This is a genomic window from Verrucosispora sp. SN26_14.1, assembly GCF_004307965.1.
Classification (GTDB): domain Bacteria; phylum Actinomycetota; class Actinomycetes; order Mycobacteriales; family Micromonosporaceae; genus Micromonospora.
On sequence record NZ_SISL01000063.1, the window covers coordinates 1 to 20,234 of the forward strand.

Sequence of the window (20,234 nt, forward strand, 5' to 3'; positions counted from 1 at the left end):
GCAGAGGTGTATAAGTGACTGGCGGTCCAGCGGCGGGTCAGTGGGTCGGTGGCGGGCCGTCCGCGACCGGTGCCGGGCCGCCGTCGGTGCCGAAACCGTCGAGCGCGGCGCGCTCGTCGAGGGTGCGCAACTCCTCGAAGACGGTGATGTGCAGGTCGGCGGGCGCGTCGAGGCGGGCGTTGACCGACTGCCAGGGCGTACGCGTTGGCGGGGCCACCTCGGCGGCGCCGCCGTCGACCAACCGGTCCGTGGTGGCCCGCGCGTCGTCGACCTCGAACGCGACCCGGATGCGCGGTGCGACCTGGCGGCCCACCTCGACGTCGTCGATCATCCGCTTCTGCGCCGGGTTGGCGATCTCCAGCGTGGCACGGCCGGCGTCCAGGATCACCACCTCGGCGCCGTCGCCGCCGGAGTAGGCCGCCTGCTCGGGCAGGCCCAGCACGTCACGGTAGAACCGGACCGCCGCCTCGTAGTCCTCGGCCTCGACCACCAGCCGCAACTGGCGTACCGGTGGCACCGCACCCGGACCCGTCACGATCGTCCCCCTCCGCTCCGGCGCGACACGGCAGGCCGCGACACCCGCCCGACCATACCGGCGGCCCGACACCGTGGGTGCGGGCGCTCGCGACGCCGTCGGTGCTGGGCAACGTCGGTGGGACGTGGCACCATTCGGCGGGTGACCAGCAGCCCCGCCGAAGCGGCCCACCTGCGTGATCTCGCGCGACTGCGCCGCGTCCGGGACCGGATCGACCGCGAGTACGCCCAGCCGCTCGACGTCGAGGCGCTCGCCCGGGGAGCGAACATGTCCGCCGGGCACCTCAGCCGCCAGTTCCGCCTCGCCTACGGCGAATCACCGTACGGCTATCTGATGACCCGCCGCATCGAACGCGCCATGGCGTTGCTGCGGCGCGGCGACCTCAGCGTCACCGATGTCTGTTTCGCGGTCGGGTGCGCCTCGTTGGGCACCTTCAGCACCCGCTTCACCGAGTTGGTCGGTGTGCCGCCGAGTGTCTACCGTCGGCAGGCCGCCCAGGCGACGGCGGGCATCCCGGCCTGCCTGTCGAAACAGGTGACCAGACCGATCAGGAATCGAGAAGCACAGGTCAGGCAGCCGCAACTAACGTGACCGGCATGGACGTCACCATTCACGCGAGTTTCCTTCCGCAGACCGACCCGGACGCCGCGTTGCGTTTCTATCGGGACGCGCTCGGCTTCGAGGTCCGCAACGACGTCGGGTACGGCGGGATGCGCTGGATCACGGTCGGTCCACCCGACCAGCCCGGCACCTCCATCGTCCTGCACCCGCCGACCGCCGACCCGGGCGTCACCGAGGACGAGCGTCGCACCATCGCCGAGATGATGGCGAAGGGCACGTATGCCGGCATCGTGCTGGCGACCAGGGACGTCGACGCCACGTTCGAGCAGTTGCAGGCCGGCGACACCGACGTCGTGCAGGAGCCGACCGACCAGCCGTACGGGATCCGCGACTGCGCCGTCCGCGACCCCGCCGGCAACCTGATCCGCATCCAGCAGATCGCCTGAGCCGCCGTCCGCCCCGCGCGCGACGCACGACGGCCGGGGTGGGATGCACGACGGCCTGGACAGGGATGCACGACGGCCGACGGCCGGTGAGACCGAGGGAGACACGATGAGCACGGTCCCGAAGGGCCGCTCGCAGGCGGGTACGGCGCACGTCGCCGACAGCCACGACCTGATCCGGGTGCACGGCGCACGGGAGAACAACCTGGCGGACGTCAGCATCGAGCTTCCCAAGCGCCGCCTGACGGTGTTCACCGGGGTCTCCGGCTCGGGCAAGAGCTCACTGGTGTTCGACACCATCGCGGCCGAGTCACGGCGGCTGATCAACGAGACCTACAGCACCTTCGTGCAGGGCTTCATGCCGACGCAGGCCCGGCCCGAGGTGGACGTCCTCGACGGGCTGACCACCGCGATCATCATCGACCAGCAGCGGATGGGCGCCGATCCCCGCTCCACGGTCGGCACCGCGACCGACGCCAACGCCATGCTGCGCATCCTGTTCAGCCGGCTCGGGAAACCGCACATCGGCTCACCCAACGCGTTCTCCTTCAACGTCGCCTCGGTGAAGGCCAGCGGCACCATCACCGTCGAGCGTGGGGCCGGCAAGACGACGCGGCAGACCTTCACGCGGACCGGCGGGATGTGCCCGCGCTGCGAGGGGCGCGGCTCGGTCTCCGACATCGACCTGAGCCAGCTCTACGACGACTCCAAGTCGATCGCCGAGGGGGCCTTCACGATCCCCGGCTGGAAGTCGGACAGCTGGTGGACGGTGCGGACGTACGCGGAGTCCGGTTTCCTCGACCCGCACAAGCCGATCCGGAAGTTCACCAAGAAGGAGATGCAGGACTTCCTCTACCGGGAGCCGACCAAGGTGAAGGTCGAGGGGGTCAACCTCACCTACGAGGGGCTGATCCCCAAGGTGCAGCGCTCGTTCCTGGCCAAGGACCGGGAGTCCCTCCAGCCGCACATCCGGGCCTTCGTGGACCGGGCGGTCACGTTCACCACCTGCCCGGAGTGCGGCGGCACCCGGCTCAGCGAGGCGGCCCGGTCCTCGAAGATCGAGGGTGTCAGCATCGCCGACGCCTGCGCGATGCAGATCAGCGACCTGGCGCAGTGGGTCCGTGGCCTGTCCGAGCCCTCGGCGGCCCCGCTGCTGGCGGCGCTGGGGCACACCCTGGACTCGTTCGTGGAGATCGGGCTGGGCTACCTCTCGCTCGACCGGCCGGCGGGCACGCTCTCCGGCGGCGAGGCGCAGCGCACCAAGATGATCCGTCACCTGGGTTCCTCGCTGACCGACGCCACGTACGTCTTCGACGAGCCCACCACGGGGCTGCATCCGCACGACATCGCCCGGATGAACGACCTGCTGCTGCGGCTGCGGGACAAGGGCAACACGGTGCTCGTGGTGGAACACGAGCCCGACACCATCGCGATCGCCGACCACGTGGTCGATCTCGGTCCCGGCGCGGGCTCGGACGGTGGCACGGTCTGTTTCGAGGGCACCGTCGAGGGGTTGCGGGCCAGCGGCACCGTCACCGGCCGGCACCTGGACGACCGGGTCGCCCTGAAGGAGTCGGTCCGCAAGCCCACCGGCACGCTGGAGATCCGGGGCGCACGCACGCACAACCTGCGCGGCGTCGACGTCGACATCCCGCTCGGCGTGCTGGTCGCGGTGACCGGGGTGGCCGGCTCCGGCAAGAGTTCGCTGGTGCACGGCTCGATCCCGCCCGGCATGGACGTGGTGTCGGTGGACCAGACCCCGATCCGGGGTTCGCGTCGCAGCAACCCGGCCACCTACACCGGCCTGCTGGACCCGATCCGCAAGGCGTTCGCCAAGGCCAACGGGGTGAAGCCGGCGCTGTTCAGCCCGAACTCCGAGGGTGCCTGCCCGGCCTGCAACGGCGCCGGGGTGCTCTACACCGATCTGGGGATCATGGCCGGCGTGGCGACCACCTGCGAGGAGTGCGAGGGCCGCCGGTTCGACGCCTCGGTGCTGGAGTACCGGCTGGACGGTCGGGACATCAGCGAGGTGCTCGCGATGCCGGTGAGCGAGGCGCGGGAGTTCTTCGGCGCGGGTGCGGCGCGTACGCCTGCCGCGTCCACCATCCTCGGCCGGCTGGTGGACGTCGGCCTCGGCTACCTCAGCCTCGGCCAGCCGCTCACCACGCTCTCCGGCGGCGAGCGGCAGCGCCTCAAGCTCGCCACCCACATGGGCGACAAGGGCGGCGTCTGGGTCCTCGACGAACCGACCACCGGCCTGCACCTGGCCGACGTCGCGCACCTGCTCGGCCTGCTCGACCGGCTGGTGGACGCCGGCCGGTCGGTCATCGTGGTGGAGCACCACCAGGCGGTGATGGCGCACGCCGACTGGATCGTCGACCTCGGGCCGGGTGCCGGTCACGACGGCGGCCGGATCGTCTTCGAGGGCACCCCCGCCGACCTGGTCGCCGCCCGTTCCACCCTCACCGGCGAGCACCTGGCGGCCTACGTGGGCCGCTGATCGCCGGTAGCTCAGCGGCTCAGGTGGGTGGGCATGCTGGTCACCACGATGCCGGGGTGCCGTCGCAGGGTCCGGCGCAGCCGCTGCTCGGTGCGGTAGTGCAGCAGCCGCTGCCAGGGGTGCTCGACGATCACGTCGGGCACCACCACGGTGAGGGTCAGGTCGGGACGGCTGTGCCGCAGCGCGCTGACGTACCCGGCCAGCGGCGTGATGATCACGCGGTGCGGTGACAGGATCGTCTCCAGCGGGACGTGGTCGCCCCAGGTGGCCCACTGCGCGCGGAACCGGTCCGCCTCGGTCCGCTCCGGGCTGACGTGCAGGGCGAGCGCCGGTTGGCCGAGCGAGCCGACGTAGGCGAGGGTGCGCAGGGCCGCCTGGTTGAGCCGGGCCACCGGGACCAGGAACAGGTGCCGGACCTGCTGCGGGACGATCGGCGGTGGTTCGTCCCCGGCCGGGCCTGCGTCGTCGGTCCGCGCCACCGCGTGCAGGCCGAGGGCCTGCTGAACCTGGTCGTAGTGGCGGCGGACCCGGCGGAACAGGTGGATCAGCAGCGGTACGGCGAGCACCACCACCCAGGCGCCCTCGGTGAACTTCGTGACCGCGGCGGTCACCAGGACCAGCGCCGACAGTGCCGCGCCGGTGCCGTTGATGGTGGCGCGCCGCCGCCAGCCCCGTTCGCGGTGCCGCCGCCAGTGGCGGACCATCCCGGTCTGGGAGAGCGTGAAGGCGAGGAAGACACCGACCGCGTAGAGCGGTATCAGCGAGTGGGTCCGACCGCCGAACGCGACCAGCAGCACCGCGGCGGCGACCGCGAGCACGATCAGCCCGTTGCTCAACGCCAGCCGGTCCCCCAGGTGCAGGAAGCGGCGGGGCACGTAGCTGTCGCGGGCCATTAAGTACAGCAGGCGCGGCAGGTCGTTGAAGGCGGTGTTCGCGGCCAGCAGCAGCACGAGGGCGGTGGCGGCCTGCACGAGCGCGTACCAGGGCCCGGTGGGGAAGGTGTGCCGGGCCAGTTGGGACAGCAGCGTCTGGTCGGCAGTGGGCACCAGGCCGTTGAGGTGGAACAGCACCACCAGGCCGACGAAGATCACGATCAGGATGCCGACCATCCAGGTCAACACCGTACGGGCGTTGCGCCACTCGGTGGGCCGGAAGACCGGCACCGCGTTGGAGACCGCCTCGATGCCGGTCATCGACGTCGCGCCGGAGGCGAAGGCGCGCAGCACCAGGAGCAGCCCGAGCCCCTCCACGGCCGGCGTCGGCGGTGGGGCGGCGACGGTGAACCCGTCGGCGGCGGCCCGCACCAGCCCGACGACGATCAGCCCGAGCACGGCGACCAGGAAGAAGTAGGTCGGTGCGGCGAACACGTTGCCGGCGACCCGGATGCCGCGCAGGTTGCCGGTCAGCAGCAGCCCGATGACGGCCAGCGCGAACGGTACCCGGTACGGCGCGAGCGCGGGCAGCGCCGAGGTGATCGCGGCGGTCCCGGCCGACACCGACACCGCGACCGTGAGCACGTAGTCGAGGACGAGACCGGCCGCCGCGCCCAGGCCCGCGCGGGGCCCCAGGGTGTCGCTGGCCACCAGGTACGACCCGGCGCCGTGCGGGTACGCGTACACGGTCTGCCGGTACGACGTGCCGACCGCGAGCATCAGCACCACCAGTCCCGCCGCGATCGGCAACGACAGCCCCAGGGCGCCGCTGCCGGCGAGGACCAGCACGGTCAACATCGCCTCCGGCCCGTACGCGACCGAGGAGAGCAGGTCGGAGGCGAGCACCGGCAGCGCGAGGAACTTCGGCATCCGCTCGCGCAGGATCGCCCCGCTGGTCAGCGGCGGCCCGAGCAGGAGTCGACGCAGCCCGCCGAGCGCCCGCCCCTCGACGGTGTCCTGCCGTTCGACGGTGGGGGTGGCGGTCAGCCGACCCGCCTCGTCCGGCACGAACAGCACCCGGTGTCGGCCCGTACCCGTCGCGGTCCGCACCTCGTCCGCCTGCGGGTCCACCGGCAGCGCCCGTACGGTGTCGTCGACCCGCCACCGCGCGCCGACCCGCCGCAGCACGTCGAGGTCGGCCGGGGACAGCGGCGGCAGTTCCGCCGAGGGGCTGAAGGTCGCCGACCCCGCCTCCTGCTCCGGGTCCTGCCCCGACCTGCCCACCGTGCCTCCGCCTCGTGCCCGCTGCCCGCACCGTCGACCCTTCCAGGAACACCGTGCGGGCAACGCCGATCGGCGGAAGCGAGACCGGCTCGTGGCGGATCAGGCGGTGGCGGACCGGACGGCCACCGCGTTGGCCGTCACGACCATGGCGATACCGAGCCACTCGTGCGGTCGGAGCACCTGACCGAGCAGCACGAGACCGGCGAGCGCCGCCAGCACCGGGTGGATGCTCATGAAGACGCCGAAGAAGCGGGGCGGCACGGTGCGCAGCGCGACGAGGTCGGCGGCGTACGGCACCACCGAGGCGAGGACACCGGCGGCGACGGCGAACAGCAGCGCGGTGCCGGCCAGGCGTCCCTGGGCCAGCAGGGTGACCGCGACCGGCAGGGCGAGCAGCGCGGAGACCAGGCTCGCCGCGGCCGGGGCCTGCAACCCCGGCAGCCGGGCCCCGACGAGCCGGTTGAGCAGGATGTACGACGCCCAGCACGCCGCCGCGAGCAGCCCCAGTGCCACCCCGATGAGGTCGCTGGCCGGGCCCGGCAGGACCAGCACGTAGACACCGAGGCAGGCGCCGGCCGCGCAGAGCAGGTCGCGGCGGGTCCGGGAGGCGACCAGCGCGACCGCGAGCGGGCCGAGGAACTCCAGGGTGACGGCCAGGCCGAGACCGATGCGGTCGACCGCGCTGTAGAGGCTGAGGTTCATCGTGGCGAAGACCAGCCCGAGCAGCAGGGTCGGCCACCACTGCGCCCAGGTGAAGCGACGCAGGTCGGGGCGTACGGTCGGCAGGAGCACCGCCGCCGCGACGAGTTGCCGGACGGCCACCACCCCGGCGGGCCCGATGGCACCGAAGGCGTGCGCTCCCAGGGCCGCCCCGACCTGGTTGCTCGCCGCGCTGCCGGTCATCGTGACGATCCCGCGCAGCAGCGGCCCTCGGCCGACACCGGCCACCCGACCGTCGCTCGGGGTGACGTCGTCGCGCTCCACTGTCCGCACCGTCATGAGTTCAGTGTCGAGCCCACCGACTGATACCGGAAATGCATGGACCGTGTCACCTATACGCTGAGCGTATGGATGTGCAGCTCCGCCAACTCCGTACGCTGGTCGCGGTGGTCGACGCCGGCACGTTCACCGACGCGGCGGCGGTCCTGGGCGTCTCCCAGGCGGCGGTGTCCCGGTCGATCGGCGCGCTGGAGGCCACGCTCGGTGCCCGGCTGCTCCAGCGGACCACCCGGCACGTCTCGCTCACCGGCACCGGCACCCGCGTCCTCGCCGCCGCGCGTCGGGTCCTCGACGACGTCGCCCACCTGCACCGGATCGTCGAGGAGTCCCGCGCCGAGCTGCGCCTCGGCTACGCCTGGGCGGCGTTGGGCAAGCACACCCGTCGGCTGCAACGCGTCTGGGCCGCCGCCCACCCGCAGGTGCCGCTGGTGTTCGTGCACTGCAACACGCCGACCGCCGGGCTCAGCGAGGGCAACGCCGACGTCGCCGTGGTCCGCCGCCAGCTCACCGACCCCCGCTTCGACAGCGCCCTGCTCGGGGTGGAGTCCCGCTACGCCGCCGTGGCCACCGACAACCCGCTGGCCCGACGGCGGTCGGTACGCCTCGCCGACCTGATCCGGTATCCGGTCGCCATCGACAGCCGCACCGGCACCACCACTCCCGCCTTGTTCCCGTCGGGCGCGGCACCGGGCACCATCCGCACCACGCACAGCGTCGACGAGTGGCTCACGCTGATCGCGGCCGGTCAGGCGGTCGGCATCACCTCGGAGGCCACCGCCCACCAGAATCCCCGCCCCGGGGTGGCATACCGGGCCGTCCGCGACACCCCGCCGATCCCGGTCTGGTTGGCCTGGTGGAAGGACGACCCGCCGGCCCACCTCACCGAGCTGGTCACCCTGGCCTGTGAGGCGTACCGCCCGATCCGGCCCGCAGCGGAGACCGGATAGCCCTCAGGAACCGGACGGCGGGAGCGGCAGCTCGACGGGGGACGCCTCGCCGACCCGCCCGGCGGAGTGCGCCGGTGGCTGCATGTCGGCGCGTGGCAGCCGACTGTGCAGCCGTGCGCCGGCCGGGTCCGTCCGCCCGGACACCTCGCAGGTCACCATCAGGATCGGCGGCGGCGGCGCGGTGAACCGGCCGGCACCCCACCGCACCCACAGCGGTACGCGTCCCGCGTCGGCCTCGGCGATCAGCTTGTCCCAGGTCCGCCGCCGGGTCCCGTGGTCGACCTCGACGACGACCGGTGGCCCGTCCGGTCGGGCACACGCCACGTCCAGGACCGACTGCCGGTCCGACATCGGTGGCGGCAACGGCACCACGCTGGGCGCGCGCCGATAGACCCGCCAGCCCCGCTCCCCCGCCCAGCGCACGATCTCGTCGATCAGCCGGGCGGTGACCTGGTCGACGGTCAGGTCGGTGAAGGTGACCGCGTCGAGCCGGACCGCCAACGACGCCGCCACCCGTTCCGCGTCGTCAGCCACCGCCGCAGGGTAGCGGTCGCGCCCGACCCGCCGCACTGGCGGCCCGGCGTCCGACCGGACTGTCAGCACATCGGCGGCCCGGTGCCCGGACGGCGACCGGCCCGGCGTCAGTGATCCGACGGACCGCCGCGTCGGCCCTGGAGGAAGGCGATGACGCACCAGACGACGAATCCGAGCAGCGCCACGGTGATCACCACAGCGGTGAGGTGCCAGGGCTTCACGTGGTCCTCCTCTGTCGACGACCGTCGCACACACCGTAGTCGCCGCCGTCGACCACGGGTACGCGGATCACTGCTCGACGGCCGCCGGACGGTAGGTCGCCTGGTTGCCGCCCGCACGTTTCGCCGCGTACATGGCGCGGTCGGCCTGGGCGAGGGCATCGCCGACCGCGTACACCGGCCCGCTGGCCACGCCGACGCTGACCCGGGCGCGCCACACCGCCATCCCGGCCACCGCGTCCACGGCCCGCCGGGCGACCTTCGTGCCGTCGGCGGTGTCGGCGTCGGGCAGGATCGCGACGAACTCGTCGCCGCCGAGCCGGGCCACGAAGTCGCCCTTGCGGACGCTGGCGGTGAGCACGTGCGCGACGGCCCGCAGCACCTCGTCGCCGGCCGCGTGGCCGAGCGAGTCGTTGATGTGCTTGAACCGGTCGATGTCCACCGCCAGCACCGCCACCAGCCGGTCGGCGGGGGCGCCCGAGGCGGCCAGGGTCCGCAGGAAGACGTCGAGTCCCCGACGGTTGGCGACGCCGGTGAGCGGGTCGGTCTGCGCCGCCCGTTCGGCCTGCTCGTGCTGCCAGCGCAACACGTCGTACGACTGCATGGTCATCGCCGTGTGCAGCCAGCGGTGCCGTTGACGCCAGAGCAGTTCGGCGAGCGCGTCACCGTAGGTGAGCCCCGGCACGGCGTCCGACGAGCCGTTGATGGTCAGCAGCACCGCGTGCGTCCGGTGCAGGGCCGCCGAGATCAGCCAGTCGGTCTCGACCGGCAGGGCGGACACCGCCCGCTGGATGACCCGTAGCGCCTCATCCGGTCGCCCCGAGCGGCGCAACGCGACGGCGTGGAACGGTCGACACAGCAGCAGTTCCTGGTGTTGTCGCAGACCGGAGTCCTCCAGCAGGGCCGCGTACCGGGGAATGTCGGCCGCCGCGCCGGCCGGGTCCTGGCGGTCGGCGCGGGCGCAGGCGGCATAGAGCAGCGCCAGCAGCCGCCATACCCGCGCCTGGGGGCCGGACGCCTCGGCCGCCGCGCGGGTCGCGTGCGTCTCGGCGGTGGTGGTGTGCCGCTCCGCCACCGCGACCTGACCCACCTGATACAACTCCAGCGCCCACAGCAGGTTGAGTTCGGCGAGGTTGCACAACCACATGGCCCGGTTGCCGTTGTCCGGGTAGTCCGGATGCCGGGTCGTCTCGTACGCCGCCTCGAACTGCGGCGCGGCCAACTCGTAGAGCCGCAGTTGGGCGTAGCCGATGGCGATCCCGGTGTGCGCGTTGCCCATGATCACCGGGTCGGGTTCGTCGACGAGCAGGGCGGTCTCGGCACTGACGAGGTCCCGCAGCACCGTCTCCACGTCGTACTCGGAGATGTCCTTGTCACCGACGCGCAGCCGCCGGGTGGCGCGCAGCGACAGCGCACACGACCGCCATCCGGCGCTGCCCTCGCGGTCCGCAGCGGCCAGCATCAGGTCGGCGGCGGCCACGGCAGCGCGCAGCTCACCGAGCCGGGTCAGCGCCACGACCCGGGCGAAGTGCAGCGCCGCCGGTCCGTCGGCGATCTCCCCGGTGGCCTCGCGCAGCGTCGTCTCGGCGGTCGCCAACGCCGGGGCGGCGGCGCCGGTCTGGGCCTCCTCGACGAGTCGCAGCGCCCGGAGGGTCACATCGTCCATGCGGTCCTCCGCACCGCCCAGGAAAGAAACAGGACGATGTTACGACATGAATCCGCCATCACGATCCGCCGCCGTTCGGTGTGCGATCACGGCAGGCCGGTCGGACCGGGTGTCGTCCGAGGTCATCCGGTCTGGTGGCGTTCGGTTTCGGTTGGCACGGTTGCTGTGCTTCGTTGCTGTTTGTCCGGCGGCTGTCTCGTCCAGCCGACGAAGCGGCGATGCAGGGTGCCAGCGGGTGCCCAGGGCATGTCCTCGGCGGCCTGGACGAGGTAGGCCCCGAGGTAGAGGGCCAGCGACACGGGCGCGTCCGCGTACTCCGCGCGCAGCTCCCGCCGCCGCGTCGGACACGGCCACGGCAGGTCGCAGCCCCCGCAACTCCAGATCGGCATGACCGGACCGTGGACGGTCACCGCACACCGCCCAGAAACCAGCCGTCGCGCCCTCGACGGTGATCCGCCGGGATCGCCCGCTCCGCGCCGCTGGTCACCGCTCACCGGTCCCGGGCCAGTGGCCGCGCTCGATCGGGATTCGGTGCTGGGCCTGGCAGGGCAAGTCGGCTCCGCACCGACAGACCCGCCGCCATCGCCGCCAACACCAGACCGGCCGATGCCGGCGGGCGAGAGTCAGTGCCGTGGCCGACAGATACTCGTCGTACGAGATGCGCCGCTTGGACAAGGCATCCACGCCCGACGCCGGGTGCGGTGGTATGCCTCGCGCGAGATCCAACAACCGTCGTCGGGCGGCCTCCTGCTCCATCGCCTGGATGCGTTCTCCGATGCCGATAGCCGCCGAGGGCGACGACGGGAAGAACCGGCTGACAACTCTCCGCAGGAGTCGAACATTGACCGTCATGTGGCCGGCCCTCCGTCCTCAGGGCATGGAGGGCACCTGCTGATGTGCCTCGTCCGCGCCCGGCTTCAGTGAGGTTCAGCCTCACGCCGGGCCCGCCACCGAACCAGAGGGTGAGCGTCCGCTAACCGGGTGTGCTGTCCGCTGGTGATCGCCGCCCCGGTGCGTACTCGATGCACGCCTCACGCAATGTCGCCGCCTCTGGTGCCCCCGACTGCTCCACCTTCGCCAGCAACTCCGCAGCCCGCCACCAGTTCGACGGCACCACCCGCCCGGACGCCACCGCCTGTGCCCCCAGAGCCGCCGCCTCATCCGGCTGACCGGCAGCGACCAGGGCAAGACCAAGGTCGAGTCGGGCCGACGCGGACCGGCGCGGTCGCGCTCCCCCATCGCCGGACGGATCCAGATCCGCCAGCACCGCCCGCGCTATCTGCTCGGCACCGGGGTCCCCCGCCCACGCCAAAGTCGTGGCCGTGTACGCGGCGGCCTTGGCCGGGTCGTAGCGATAGTGGTGCTCGGCTCGCTCAGGAACAGGCAGATTCGCCGTCAGCCGCTCCACCCGGTCCAACGCTCGTCGGGTCGCACCGACATCCCCGATCCGAGCCCACGCACGAGCCTCCTGAGCAGTCGCCTGGATGCGGGCAGAACTCCCCTTCGGAGCGATCCGCTGTGCTTGACGGGAAAGATCTAGCGCCGTCCGGTAGTCACCTTGAGTCAGCACGTCCCAGGCGCGGGTTTCGAGACACCATGCCTGGATCTCGCGATGCTCCGCATGCTCGGCGAGATCGCGGGCGGCTCGCAGGTGGGCAGCCGCAGCGGCCCGCTGCCGGAGGTCGATGTGCACGGTCGCCCGCAGCAACGCCAACCAGCCACCCGCAACCAACAGCCGCCGCTGTTGAGCAAGCGTGACCCGCCCGTCCAACAACCGCCCGACATAGGCGAGATGCCGCCGCACCAACGGCAGAAGATCCGCCGGGGCCATCGTTGGATAGAAACTGGCAAGATCATCGACGCCCTGCTCGATCCGATCGAGCACGTCTCCGCTGACATCACTGGCGGCGACTCTCGCCCGCAACTCGCCAGCCTCAGCAGCGTGGTCGATCGGTGCCTCCACCAACCGAGCAAGCACACCCCCCGCGTCGAGAACGCGGTCCAGGTGACGAGCCGTGTCGACAGTCGGAGCCTTGAGCCCCGCCTCCAACTCGTGCAGATGGCTCTTACTCCGATGGGCGAGTTGCCCGAGGGCACGAAGCGACAGGCCGCGCCGCTCCCGAAACTCACGTAGGGCTACCCCGAAGCGCGGGTCGACGGACGAGGCCATAGCGCCGCTCCAAGCTCAAGAGGCCAGGCGACCTCAACGGTCACCACCTCGTCGGACGGTACCGCGACACGTCGCGCGACGAGGACCCGTCGCCGCCGTCGTTATCCTGCCGGCGAAATCGCTTGCTATCGAGGCACTGCTTGAGAACGTTTCACGGGGTCTTGCTACCCCCTGTTTGCCCCGAGGTTGGCGCGGATGAGTAGCGCTCGCAGGGTGACGCCCTCGACCGCAAGTGCCTCGCTTCCGCCCTCCTGGCGGTCGATCACGCAAACGGCAGCGTCGGCATGTGTAGCATCGTCCCAGCTCAATTAGATCATCTCGATGTTGGTGATGGTGGGCGTCCCCCGAAGGGGGACATCCGTCTGCGGAGGCTCGCGTGGTACATGTCTAAGATGGCCGACCCCGAGCTGGACACCTACGTACAGGCGTCGATTAAACACATACCCGAACTGCACATGGAAGAACGCTATGCGCGATCGGTCACCGGCGACAATCTGTTCAACCCGCCCAAGGACGCGGGCGACGAGACGAAGGAACTCGTCGAGCCGACCGTCCGCGCGTTCGGGGTCACGCCCGCCGACCTTCGCGGGGCGCAGAACTACATGCTGAACGAACTCAACACCCAGGTCGACGAGTTCGAGTCGTTCAAGGCGGACGTGCTCAGCAAGGGCGGCTGGATCTTCTACGCGGAGAACGAGGGCGGCGTACAGAACGATCGCAAAACCAGAAGTTACGACGGCGGCAGCCACCAGACCCACGGCACGGTGAAGGGCGAGGACCTTCCTCGGGTCGAGGATCCCAATCCGGATCAGACGCAGATGCTCGTGGACACCCAGCTCTCGCTGCTCAAGGCGGTCGGCGGTTCGATCCAGGCGGTGGCGCAGTACGTCGTCCGGGTCAACAACGCCGCCCAGTTCTATGCCGAGGCCGACAAGCAGTCCTTCGGCGAGACGGTGCCGACCGCACCCGAGTCCCTCCCCCGGGTCGGCGGCCCCGAGGAATCCGCCTGATGACCGGACCGGAGCAGCCGCCGACCAAGAGACACACGTCCGAGCGGCAGCCCGGCGACCAGCAGCCCTGCCGCGCCGAAGCTCGACGCCGCGCTCGCCGCGATCTGTAGAGCGCCAGCGACACCGGCGCGTCCGCGTACTCCGCGCGCAGTTCCCGTCGCCGCGTCGGCCACGGCCACGGCAGGTCGCAGCCCCCCGCAGTTCCAGATCGGCATCACCGGACCGTGCATCGGGTAACGGTCAGCAACTGCCTGCCCAACATCGAACGCAGCAGACGCGCCGCGCCCTGGGGATCGTGCACGCGATCACTTTAGCGCCGGTGCCACCTGGGGACCTGGTTTGCCGGCTGCCGGCTATCTTGACCGAGTGCCAATCCTCGAACCGGTGGTGGGCCGAGTCACCGCAGGCATCGCGCCCTTCGACCTGTGGCCGATCACGACGCCCGACACTGGCTGGCTGACACTGAACGGCAGAATGACGTCTGCTGAGGTTGGCATGGTTGTCTGGTCACTGCTCTTTCACAGCACACCAACCGGCGAGGATCTGGCGGTCCCAGAAACACCCGAGGCCGCATTTCAACTGCTCGCAAGCTTCGACACTCTCTACGCTCCCGGCGGCTTGTTACTCTCCGATTCCACGACCGGCGTCGTTGTCGAGCCGGGTTGCTGCTGCGACCTCTTCGAGTGGCGAGACTGGCTCGGAGCCTTGCACGGCGACCCGATCGATCTGGGCCATAGCCCAGCACCGGAGGTCGAGTACTGCGGGCAGGTGCTACGCATCTGGACGGATGGTGGCGATAGCGCCTCACCCCCAACGGACAGGGCCTACGTCGATGTCGATCGAGTGGCCCTTCCCGAGTTGCTGCAGTCGGCGCAGGGCAGCTTGATCGACTTCCTGAGAGTGGCACACGGTTGGGCGAACGAGATCCTCCCGGAAAAGGGCGCATGCCTCGTCGATGCGCTCGATTCAGGCTTGCAGATCAGCGAACCATTGGCCCTCTAGGTCCGAAAGCCGTTCGGCCCAGCGCCCCTGCCCGGCGCCCGCCGATGCCAGAAGTGGTTCAGCGGTTCTGGCTGGTCACCTCGACGGTGTCGAGGTTCGGTGCCAGGGCCCGAGCTACCTCCTCGGCGGCAGACCGGTCCTCGGGCCGCGTCAGGACGATGCTGACCCGCTCGACCCGCAGGGTTGCCCGGACCACCGGGTACCTGCCGACGACTGCCCGGAACGCGGCGATCGCCTCTACCGGGACCGCACCGTCCGCACCGGTCTCGACGGAGACGGCCGGCTCGACGGTGCGGTCGGTGGAGATCAGCACCGTCGTCACGCCCGTCAGCGTGCCGTGTCGGCCGCCGCCGGTGGTCAGGTCGTCGAAGAGTTCCATCGCGCCGACCCCGTTGGGCGCGGTGCCGACGATGCGCCACCGGTTGACGTCGGCCCGGGACGGCTTCGAGATGTGGGCCGACGTCACCTTGGAGTCGGTGCTCATCGACCGCCACAACGACACCACCTCGTCGTTGCGGGCACTGTCCGGGACCACGGTGAAGGTGATGTCGGCGGCGGCGATCTTGCCCGTGACGTCGTCGCGGCCGGCGACGTACTGCCGCAGCTCGCCCGCCAGCTCGCCGACCCGGTCGGCCGAGGTGCCCTCCGCGACGGTCAGCGTGCCGGTCGTCGAGCCGAAGAAGGGCAGGGTGTTCTCCTCGGTGGCGTGGACGGTCGCCACGTCGGGCGTACCGGCCCAGTCGGCCTCGAAGTCGGCGGCCAGGGCGCTGCCCTTGTTGACGGCGCAACCGGACAACACGGTCAGACCGAGCATGAACGCGAGGCCGGTCCGGAGTCTGCGCTCAGCCATGCGCGGTCACCCGGACCGACGGCACGGCAGAAAGACGATCACGATTCACGCCTCCTTCCTAGCACGTGCCGTCGAACCCATCATGGTGCTGACCTGCCGAACCTCTCCCCTGGGCGGTCAGGAGAGGGCCCGGACCGCCCCGTGCTCGCCGTCGGTGCGGCCGGTGTCGCGGGCGAAACGCAGCAGCGCGGTGAGGGCCAGCGCCGCCGTGACCGCGCCGCCGACGAGGCGTACCCGGTGCCCGGCGACGAACTCGGCGGCGACCTGACGCAGGTACTCCGGCGAGTGGGTGCCCACCGGGTCCACGAACATGATCTCGTTGCGCGGCCAGAAGAAGACCGCCGAGAAGAGGAACTCGCAGACCACGAAGACCGCCGTCGCGGACGCCACCCACCAGCGCAGCCGCCGCTCGCGCCAGGTGAGCACCGTGGCGGCGAGACTGCCGAGGATCACCGAGGCGCCCAGCGGCGGGAAGTAGTCGCTCGGGCCGCTGACCACCAGGAACTCGCGGGCACGCAGCAGCGACGCCGGAGCGTCGTCGAAGATGTTCGGATAGAGCATGACCGTTTCGGCGACGACACCGCCGAAGGACATCATCGCCGCCCACACGAGCGCGACGAGCACGATCCAGGTCAGTCGGGTACGGGTCACGACGGGCACCTCCTGGCGCGACGGCGCCCGGACCGGGCGCGCTGACGTCGTCTCCCATGCTGGGTCCGGTGGCCCGCACCGTCTGCCGCCCGCAGGCGCGGGCCGGGTCGCCCGTGGGCGTACCCGGTGCGGTGTTCCCGACGCGCGGCGGCGACGGTCCACGTCGACGCGCGCACGACGACGCCCCGTCGGCGCGGGGTGACCCGCACCGACGAGGCGTCGTCACCGGACGCGGCCTACCGGGTGATGGTGACCGTCGCCTTGCGGAAGTTGTTGCGCTTGTCGTTCTTCGTCGGGTCGTAGCCCTTCTCGACGTTGCCCGCCGTGTCCACCGAGAACCAGTGGAACGTGGTCGTCTCGGTCACGCGGAACACCTGACCCGGCTCTCGGAACTCGGTCGCCTGGTAGCGCGGCGAGTCCAGGGTGGGACGGCTGCCGTCGGTCGTGTAGTAGATGGTGGCCGGTTCGCTGGTCTCGAACCGGACGTCGACCGGGCCCGCGTACCGGCCGCCGCCGGGCACGAGCGTCGACGTCGGCTTCTTCTTGTCCTTGCCCCACTCCGCCGCGATCCGGAACATCTCCATGATGCCGTTGGCGTACTCCATCGTCTCGGCGTGCCCGCTGACCAGCTCGGGGTTGCCCACCCACGGCGGCTGGAACGAACCGCCCTGCCAGTTGCCGGTGGCCGGGTTGTAGATCGAGCCGCCGACCTCCCAGCCGAACGAGTAGATGCCGTACGTGTGGTAGAGGTCCTCCCGGACGTTGCCCGCCGAGGAGTAGAGGACGTCCGAGGAACCGCCCACGTTCTGCGGCGTCACCACGGTCTCCCGGTGCGCCTTCACCTGCGACAGGATCCGCGCCGCCGACTGCCAGTAGAACGCCTCGTCACCCAGCGGCGGCCGGGGCGTGGTGATCCGCCCGTCGGCGATGTACGCGCCGGGCTGCCAGAACAACTGGCCGCCGTTGGAGTGCACGGACATCATGAACTTGATGTTCGAGTACGTCTCGACGAGCCAGACGACGTTCTTCGACTCGGGCTCGGACAGCTTCTCCGGCCCCTGGAACGTGTCGCTGACGCAACTGGTCGAGCCGCCCGCGTACCCGTCGTGGCCGGAGCCGACCCGGTAGTTGCGGTTCAGGTCCACGCCCCAGGCGTTGCGGCGGGCCGGGTCGGCGTTGTCGTCCGCGCAGTGGTTGGTCATGTTGCGGCGCTGCGAGGCGAAGTTGTAGAAGCTGTAGTTCGCGCCGTCCGGGTTGTTGGAGAGGATCAGGAAGACGTCGGTGTTGTCGACGATCTTCTTCGTCTCCTTGTCGGTGCGGTAGTTGTGGACCAGCCGTTCGGCCGTCTCCAGCGTGGTCGTCGGCGGCACCCACTCACGGGCGTGGTCCTGCGCCTGGATCAACACGCCCGGGTTGCGGCCGTCGCGGTGCTTGCCGATCCGCAGCACCGGGATGGTGGCGGGGCCGCGCGGCACCTCACCCTCCGGCGCGCCGACCCGCTTCTGGTCGAGGAAGTCGGTCAGCGCCACCGGGCCGGTGGTCGGCGCCACGACGCCGGTGCCGGCATTGCTGCGGTACGGGTGCGCCCGGTCGATCAGCCCCTGCGACCGGGTACGCAATGCCTGCGCCACCTCGGCGGCCGTGCTCGCCGCCGCACCGGTGGCGTCCGTGCCCAGCAGGACGCGGACCGCCGAGCCGGTCACCTCGACGGTGAGCGGGAGGCTCTCCCCCGGCGCAAGCGCGAACTCGACGGTGACGTCGTTGCCGCCCTCGTGCCCCCACGCCGCCGAGCTGACCACGACCGCCGACTGTCCGGTCCCGCCGATCGTGGCCTGCGCCTTGCGCTGGTAGCCGTTCGTGCGGTGCGGCAGATGGACGATCTCGGCGATCTGCGGGAACTCGCGGGCGATCTCCTCGGCTCGGGCGAAGAGCTGCTGCGGGTGCCGGTAGCCGTCGACGAAGTCCGACCGGTAGCCGGGGTTCGACGTCAGCGGCGGGGCACCGTTCTCCAACCAGTCCGAGACCGGGCCGGTGACCACACCGCCGGTCGAACTGGTGACCCGGATCCGGTCCGGGCGGGTGTCGAGTTTGAACAGGTTCCGGTGGAACATGTACTGCCCGGAGTCGACGAACCGGCTCATCGTCCGGGCGAAGCCGAACTCGGTGCCCTCGCCCGAGTCGTTCTCCACCTGCATCCCGACGATCGGCGTGGTCTGGCTGCCCTCCGTGGTGCGCGCCTCGACGTACAGGAAACCCTGGCCCTTGGTGGTGAACCAGTCGGCGCGGGCGATCCGGACCGTGCCGTCGGGCCCGGCCGCCGTCAGGGTGCGGGCCGCGACGCCCGGCAGGCCCCCGTCGGCCTCGTCGCTCCACTCGAAGCCCTCGTCGTCGGCGAGGATCCGGACACCCATCGCCTCCAGCGCGGTGCGCTCCTCGGCGGTCGCCGCCACCTCGCCCTCGATGCCGTCCGGCACCCGGGTCAGACCGTGCTCGATGTCGAACCCGGCGGCGGCCACCCGGTCCAGCATGTCGGCGCCGGTCATCTGGACCCGGACGTGGCCGACGTGGTCGGGTTCGTCGAGATGGGTGTCGGCCGGACCACCCGTGCCGGCGGGCACCGCGCCCACCGGCACGGGTGATGCCGCCGCCATGAGTACTCCGCCCACCAGGGCGGGCAGCGCGAAGAGCGCGAGGCGCAGTCGTGTGCGTCGCATCTCCCCTCCTCCTGCTTGTGGCGTGTCACGCACGTCCATCGGTTGCGGTGAAACTAGCGGCGCCGGAGGGGATCGATGGATTTTGACCTGCCCGGTTGAGGAAACCTTGAGGATTCCCCACGGCCCCGACGGTGTGGTGTGATCTCCGGGTATGAGGGTCAGGGTCGTCGGTGCGGGCGTGGTGGGCCTGACCTGCGCCCTGCGCCTGGCGCAGGACGGACACCGGGTCGACGTGGTCGCCGCCGGGACGGGTGAGCAGACCACCTCGTCGGTCGCCGCCGCGCTCTGGTACCCCTACCGGGCCCATCCCCGGGCCCGGGTGACCGGCTGGTCGGCCACCACCTACCGGGTGCTGTGCGGGCTGGCCGACGACCCGGCGACCGGCGTCCGGCTGCGCCGGGGCCGGGAACTGTTCCGCCGGCCCACCGCCGAGCCGTGGTGGCGGGCCGCGGTGCCCGCGCTGGACCGGGTACGCGGCGACCGGCTGCCGCCCGGCTACGTCGACGGGTACGAGCTGACCGTGCCGGTGGTGGACATGGCACGACACCTGCCCTGGCTACGGGACCGGTCGGTGCGCGCGGGCGTCGAGATCCGACCCGGACGGGTTCCCGCCCTCGCCGACGCCTTCACCGACGGCGTGCACGCGGTGGTGAACTGCACCGGCCTGGACGCACGCGAGTTGACCGGCGACACCTCCCTGACCCCGGTACGCGGACAGGTCGTCGTGGTCAGCCAGGTCGGCCTGGACGAGTGGCTGCTCGACCAGACCGATCCCGGGCACCTGCGGTACGTCGTGCCCCGGACGGACACGGTGCTGCTCGGCGGCACCGCCGAGGAGGGCGACGAGGAACGGCACGCCCGCCCGGAGACGGCGGAGGCGATCGTGGCCCGCTGCACGGCGCTCGTTCCCGCACTCGGCGCGGCCCGCGTCCTCGCGCACCGGGTGGGGTTGCGTCCCGCCCGACCGAGCGTCCGGCTGGAGACCGAACGGACCGCGCCCGGCCCGGTGGTGCACTGTTACGGCCACGGCGGCGCCGGGGTGACCCTCTCCTACGGCTGCGCCGCCGAGGTCGCCGAGCTGGTGGCGGCGCTCGACTGAGCGGCTCAGCGCGACAGGTGCCGGGCGAGTTCGGTGCGGTTACGGACGCCGAGCTTGCGATAAATGTTGCTGAGGTGGAACTCGATGGTTTTGGCCGACACCGACAGCCGCCGGGCCGCCTCCTGGTTGCTCAGTCCGTCGGCGACGGCACCGGCCACTCTGGTCTCTTATACACATCT

18 protein-coding genes are annotated in these 20,234 nt (G+C 71.3%); 7 read left to right on the forward strand and 11 right to left on the reverse strand.

The window, feature by feature from the left end; translation table 11 throughout:
- Nucleotides 1-37: 37 nt before the first annotated feature.
- A complete protein-coding gene (locus EYA84_RS09025; RefSeq protein ID WP_236145672.1) occupies nucleotides 38-535 on the reverse strand; it encodes a VOC family protein in 498 nt (165 codons plus the stop codon).
- Nucleotides 536-676: 141 nt separating this feature from the next.
- Between EYA84_RS09025 and EYA84_RS09030 the strand changes: the two genes are divergently transcribed.
- The 3 genes from EYA84_RS09030 to EYA84_RS09040 all read left to right on the forward strand — a co-directional run bounded on the left by EYA84_RS09030 (nucleotide 677) and on the right by EYA84_RS09040 (nucleotide 4,039).
- Nucleotides 677-1,126, forward strand: a complete 450-nt coding sequence (locus tag EYA84_RS09030; RefSeq protein WP_131052586.1) for a helix-turn-helix transcriptional regulator — start codon at nucleotides 677-679, stop codon at nucleotides 1,124-1,126.
- A gap of 5 nt (nucleotides 1,127-1,131) precedes the next feature.
- Nucleotides 1,132-1,542, forward strand: coding sequence for a VOC family protein (locus EYA84_RS09035; protein WP_131052587.1), 411 nt, complete (start codon nucleotides 1,132-1,134; stop codon nucleotides 1,540-1,542).
- Between the two features lie 106 nt (nucleotides 1,543-1,648).
- Nucleotides 1,649-4,039 (forward strand): excinuclease ABC subunit UvrA, encoded by a 2,391-nt coding sequence (locus tag EYA84_RS09040; RefSeq protein ID WP_131052588.1) that lies wholly within the window; start codon nucleotides 1,649-1,651, stop codon nucleotides 4,037-4,039.
- A gap of 11 nt (nucleotides 4,040-4,050) precedes the next feature.
- Here the strand turns inward: EYA84_RS09040 and EYA84_RS09045 are convergent, their stop codons facing one another.
- Both EYA84_RS09045 and EYA84_RS09050 read right to left on the reverse strand, forming a co-directional pair.
- Nucleotides 4,051-6,195, reverse strand: a complete 2,145-nt coding sequence (locus tag EYA84_RS09045) for an APC family permease (RefSeq protein WP_131052589.1) — start codon at nucleotides 6,193-6,195, stop codon at nucleotides 4,051-4,053.
- 99 nt (nucleotides 6,196-6,294) lie between these two features.
- Nucleotides 6,295-7,194 (reverse strand): DMT family transporter, encoded by a 900-nt coding sequence (locus EYA84_RS09050; protein WP_201272339.1) that lies wholly within the window; start codon nucleotides 7,192-7,194, stop codon nucleotides 6,295-6,297.
- A gap of 68 nt (nucleotides 7,195-7,262) precedes the next feature.
- Between EYA84_RS09050 and EYA84_RS09055 the strand changes: the two genes are divergently transcribed.
- Nucleotides 7,263-8,141 carry a LysR family transcriptional regulator gene (locus tag EYA84_RS09055; protein ID WP_131052590.1) on the forward strand — a complete coding sequence of 293 codons (879 nt, stop codon included), beginning with the start codon at nucleotides 7,263-7,265 and terminating at the stop codon, nucleotides 8,139-8,141.
- Nucleotides 8,142-8,144: 3 nt separating this feature from the next.
- Here the strand turns inward: EYA84_RS09055 and EYA84_RS09060 are convergent, their stop codons facing one another.
- The 4 genes from EYA84_RS09060 to EYA84_RS09080 form a co-directional block, all read right to left on the reverse strand.
- Nucleotides 8,145-8,675, reverse strand: a complete 531-nt coding sequence (locus tag EYA84_RS09060) for a hypothetical protein (RefSeq protein ID WP_131052591.1) — start codon at nucleotides 8,673-8,675, stop codon at nucleotides 8,145-8,147.
- Nucleotides 8,676-8,963: 288 nt separating this feature from the next.
- Nucleotides 8,964-10,559 (reverse strand): diguanylate cyclase, encoded by a 1,596-nt coding sequence (locus EYA84_RS09065; protein ID WP_131052592.1) that lies wholly within the window; start codon nucleotides 10,557-10,559, stop codon nucleotides 8,964-8,966.
- A 122-nt stretch (nucleotides 10,560-10,681) separates the two neighbouring features.
- A complete protein-coding gene (locus EYA84_RS09070; RefSeq protein ID WP_131052593.1) occupies nucleotides 10,682-10,969 on the reverse strand; it encodes a hypothetical protein in 288 nt (95 codons plus the stop codon).
- Nucleotides 10,970-11,532: 563 nt separating this feature from the next.
- Nucleotides 11,533-12,729, reverse strand: a complete 1,197-nt coding sequence (locus EYA84_RS09080) for a helix-turn-helix transcriptional regulator (RefSeq protein ID WP_131052594.1) — start codon at nucleotides 12,727-12,729, stop codon at nucleotides 11,533-11,535.
- Between the two features lie 392 nt (nucleotides 12,730-13,121).
- Here EYA84_RS09080 and EYA84_RS09090 point away from each other — a divergent pair, with 392 nt between their 5' ends.
- Nucleotides 13,122-13,739, forward strand: a complete 618-nt coding sequence (locus EYA84_RS09090; RefSeq protein WP_131052595.1) for a hypothetical protein — start codon at nucleotides 13,122-13,124, stop codon at nucleotides 13,737-13,739.
- Nucleotides 13,740-14,105: 366 nt separating this feature from the next.
- A complete protein-coding gene (locus tag EYA84_RS09095) occupies nucleotides 14,106-14,741 on the forward strand; it encodes a hypothetical protein (RefSeq protein ID WP_131052596.1) in 636 nt (211 codons plus the stop codon).
- 58 nt (nucleotides 14,742-14,799) lie between these two features.
- Here the strand turns inward: EYA84_RS09095 and EYA84_RS09100 are convergent, their stop codons facing one another.
- From EYA84_RS09100 to EYA84_RS09110, 3 genes are all read right to left on the reverse strand, one after another.
- Entirely contained in the window at nucleotides 14,800-15,591 is a 792-nt protein-coding gene (locus EYA84_RS09100; RefSeq protein ID WP_131052597.1) for a hypothetical protein, read from the reverse strand.
- Between the two features lie 117 nt (nucleotides 15,592-15,708).
- Nucleotides 15,709-16,242 (reverse strand): DUF1772 domain-containing protein, encoded by a 534-nt coding sequence (locus EYA84_RS09105; protein WP_236145674.1) that lies wholly within the window; start codon nucleotides 16,240-16,242, stop codon nucleotides 15,709-15,711.
- Between the two features lie 236 nt (nucleotides 16,243-16,478).
- On the reverse strand, nucleotides 16,479-18,956 hold the full coding sequence (locus tag EYA84_RS09110) for a M14 family zinc carboxypeptidase (RefSeq protein ID WP_161594937.1): 2,478 nt from the start codon (nucleotides 18,954-18,956) through the stop codon (nucleotides 16,479-16,481).
- Nucleotides 18,957-19,107: 151 nt separating this feature from the next.
- Here EYA84_RS09110 and EYA84_RS09115 point away from each other — a divergent pair, with 151 nt between their 5' ends.
- Nucleotides 19,108-20,055: an FAD-dependent oxidoreductase gene (locus tag EYA84_RS09115; RefSeq protein ID WP_131052599.1), complete on the forward strand. Its 948-nt coding sequence runs from the start codon at nucleotides 19,108-19,110 to the stop codon at nucleotides 20,053-20,055.
- A gap of 5 nt (nucleotides 20,056-20,060) precedes the next feature.
- Here the strand turns inward: EYA84_RS09115 and EYA84_RS34055 are convergent, their stop codons facing one another.
- Nucleotides 20,061-20,213, reverse strand: a complete 153-nt coding sequence (locus EYA84_RS34055; protein WP_201272340.1) for a LuxR C-terminal-related transcriptional regulator — start codon at nucleotides 20,211-20,213, stop codon at nucleotides 20,061-20,063.
- Nucleotides 20,214-20,234: the final 21 nt, after the last annotated feature.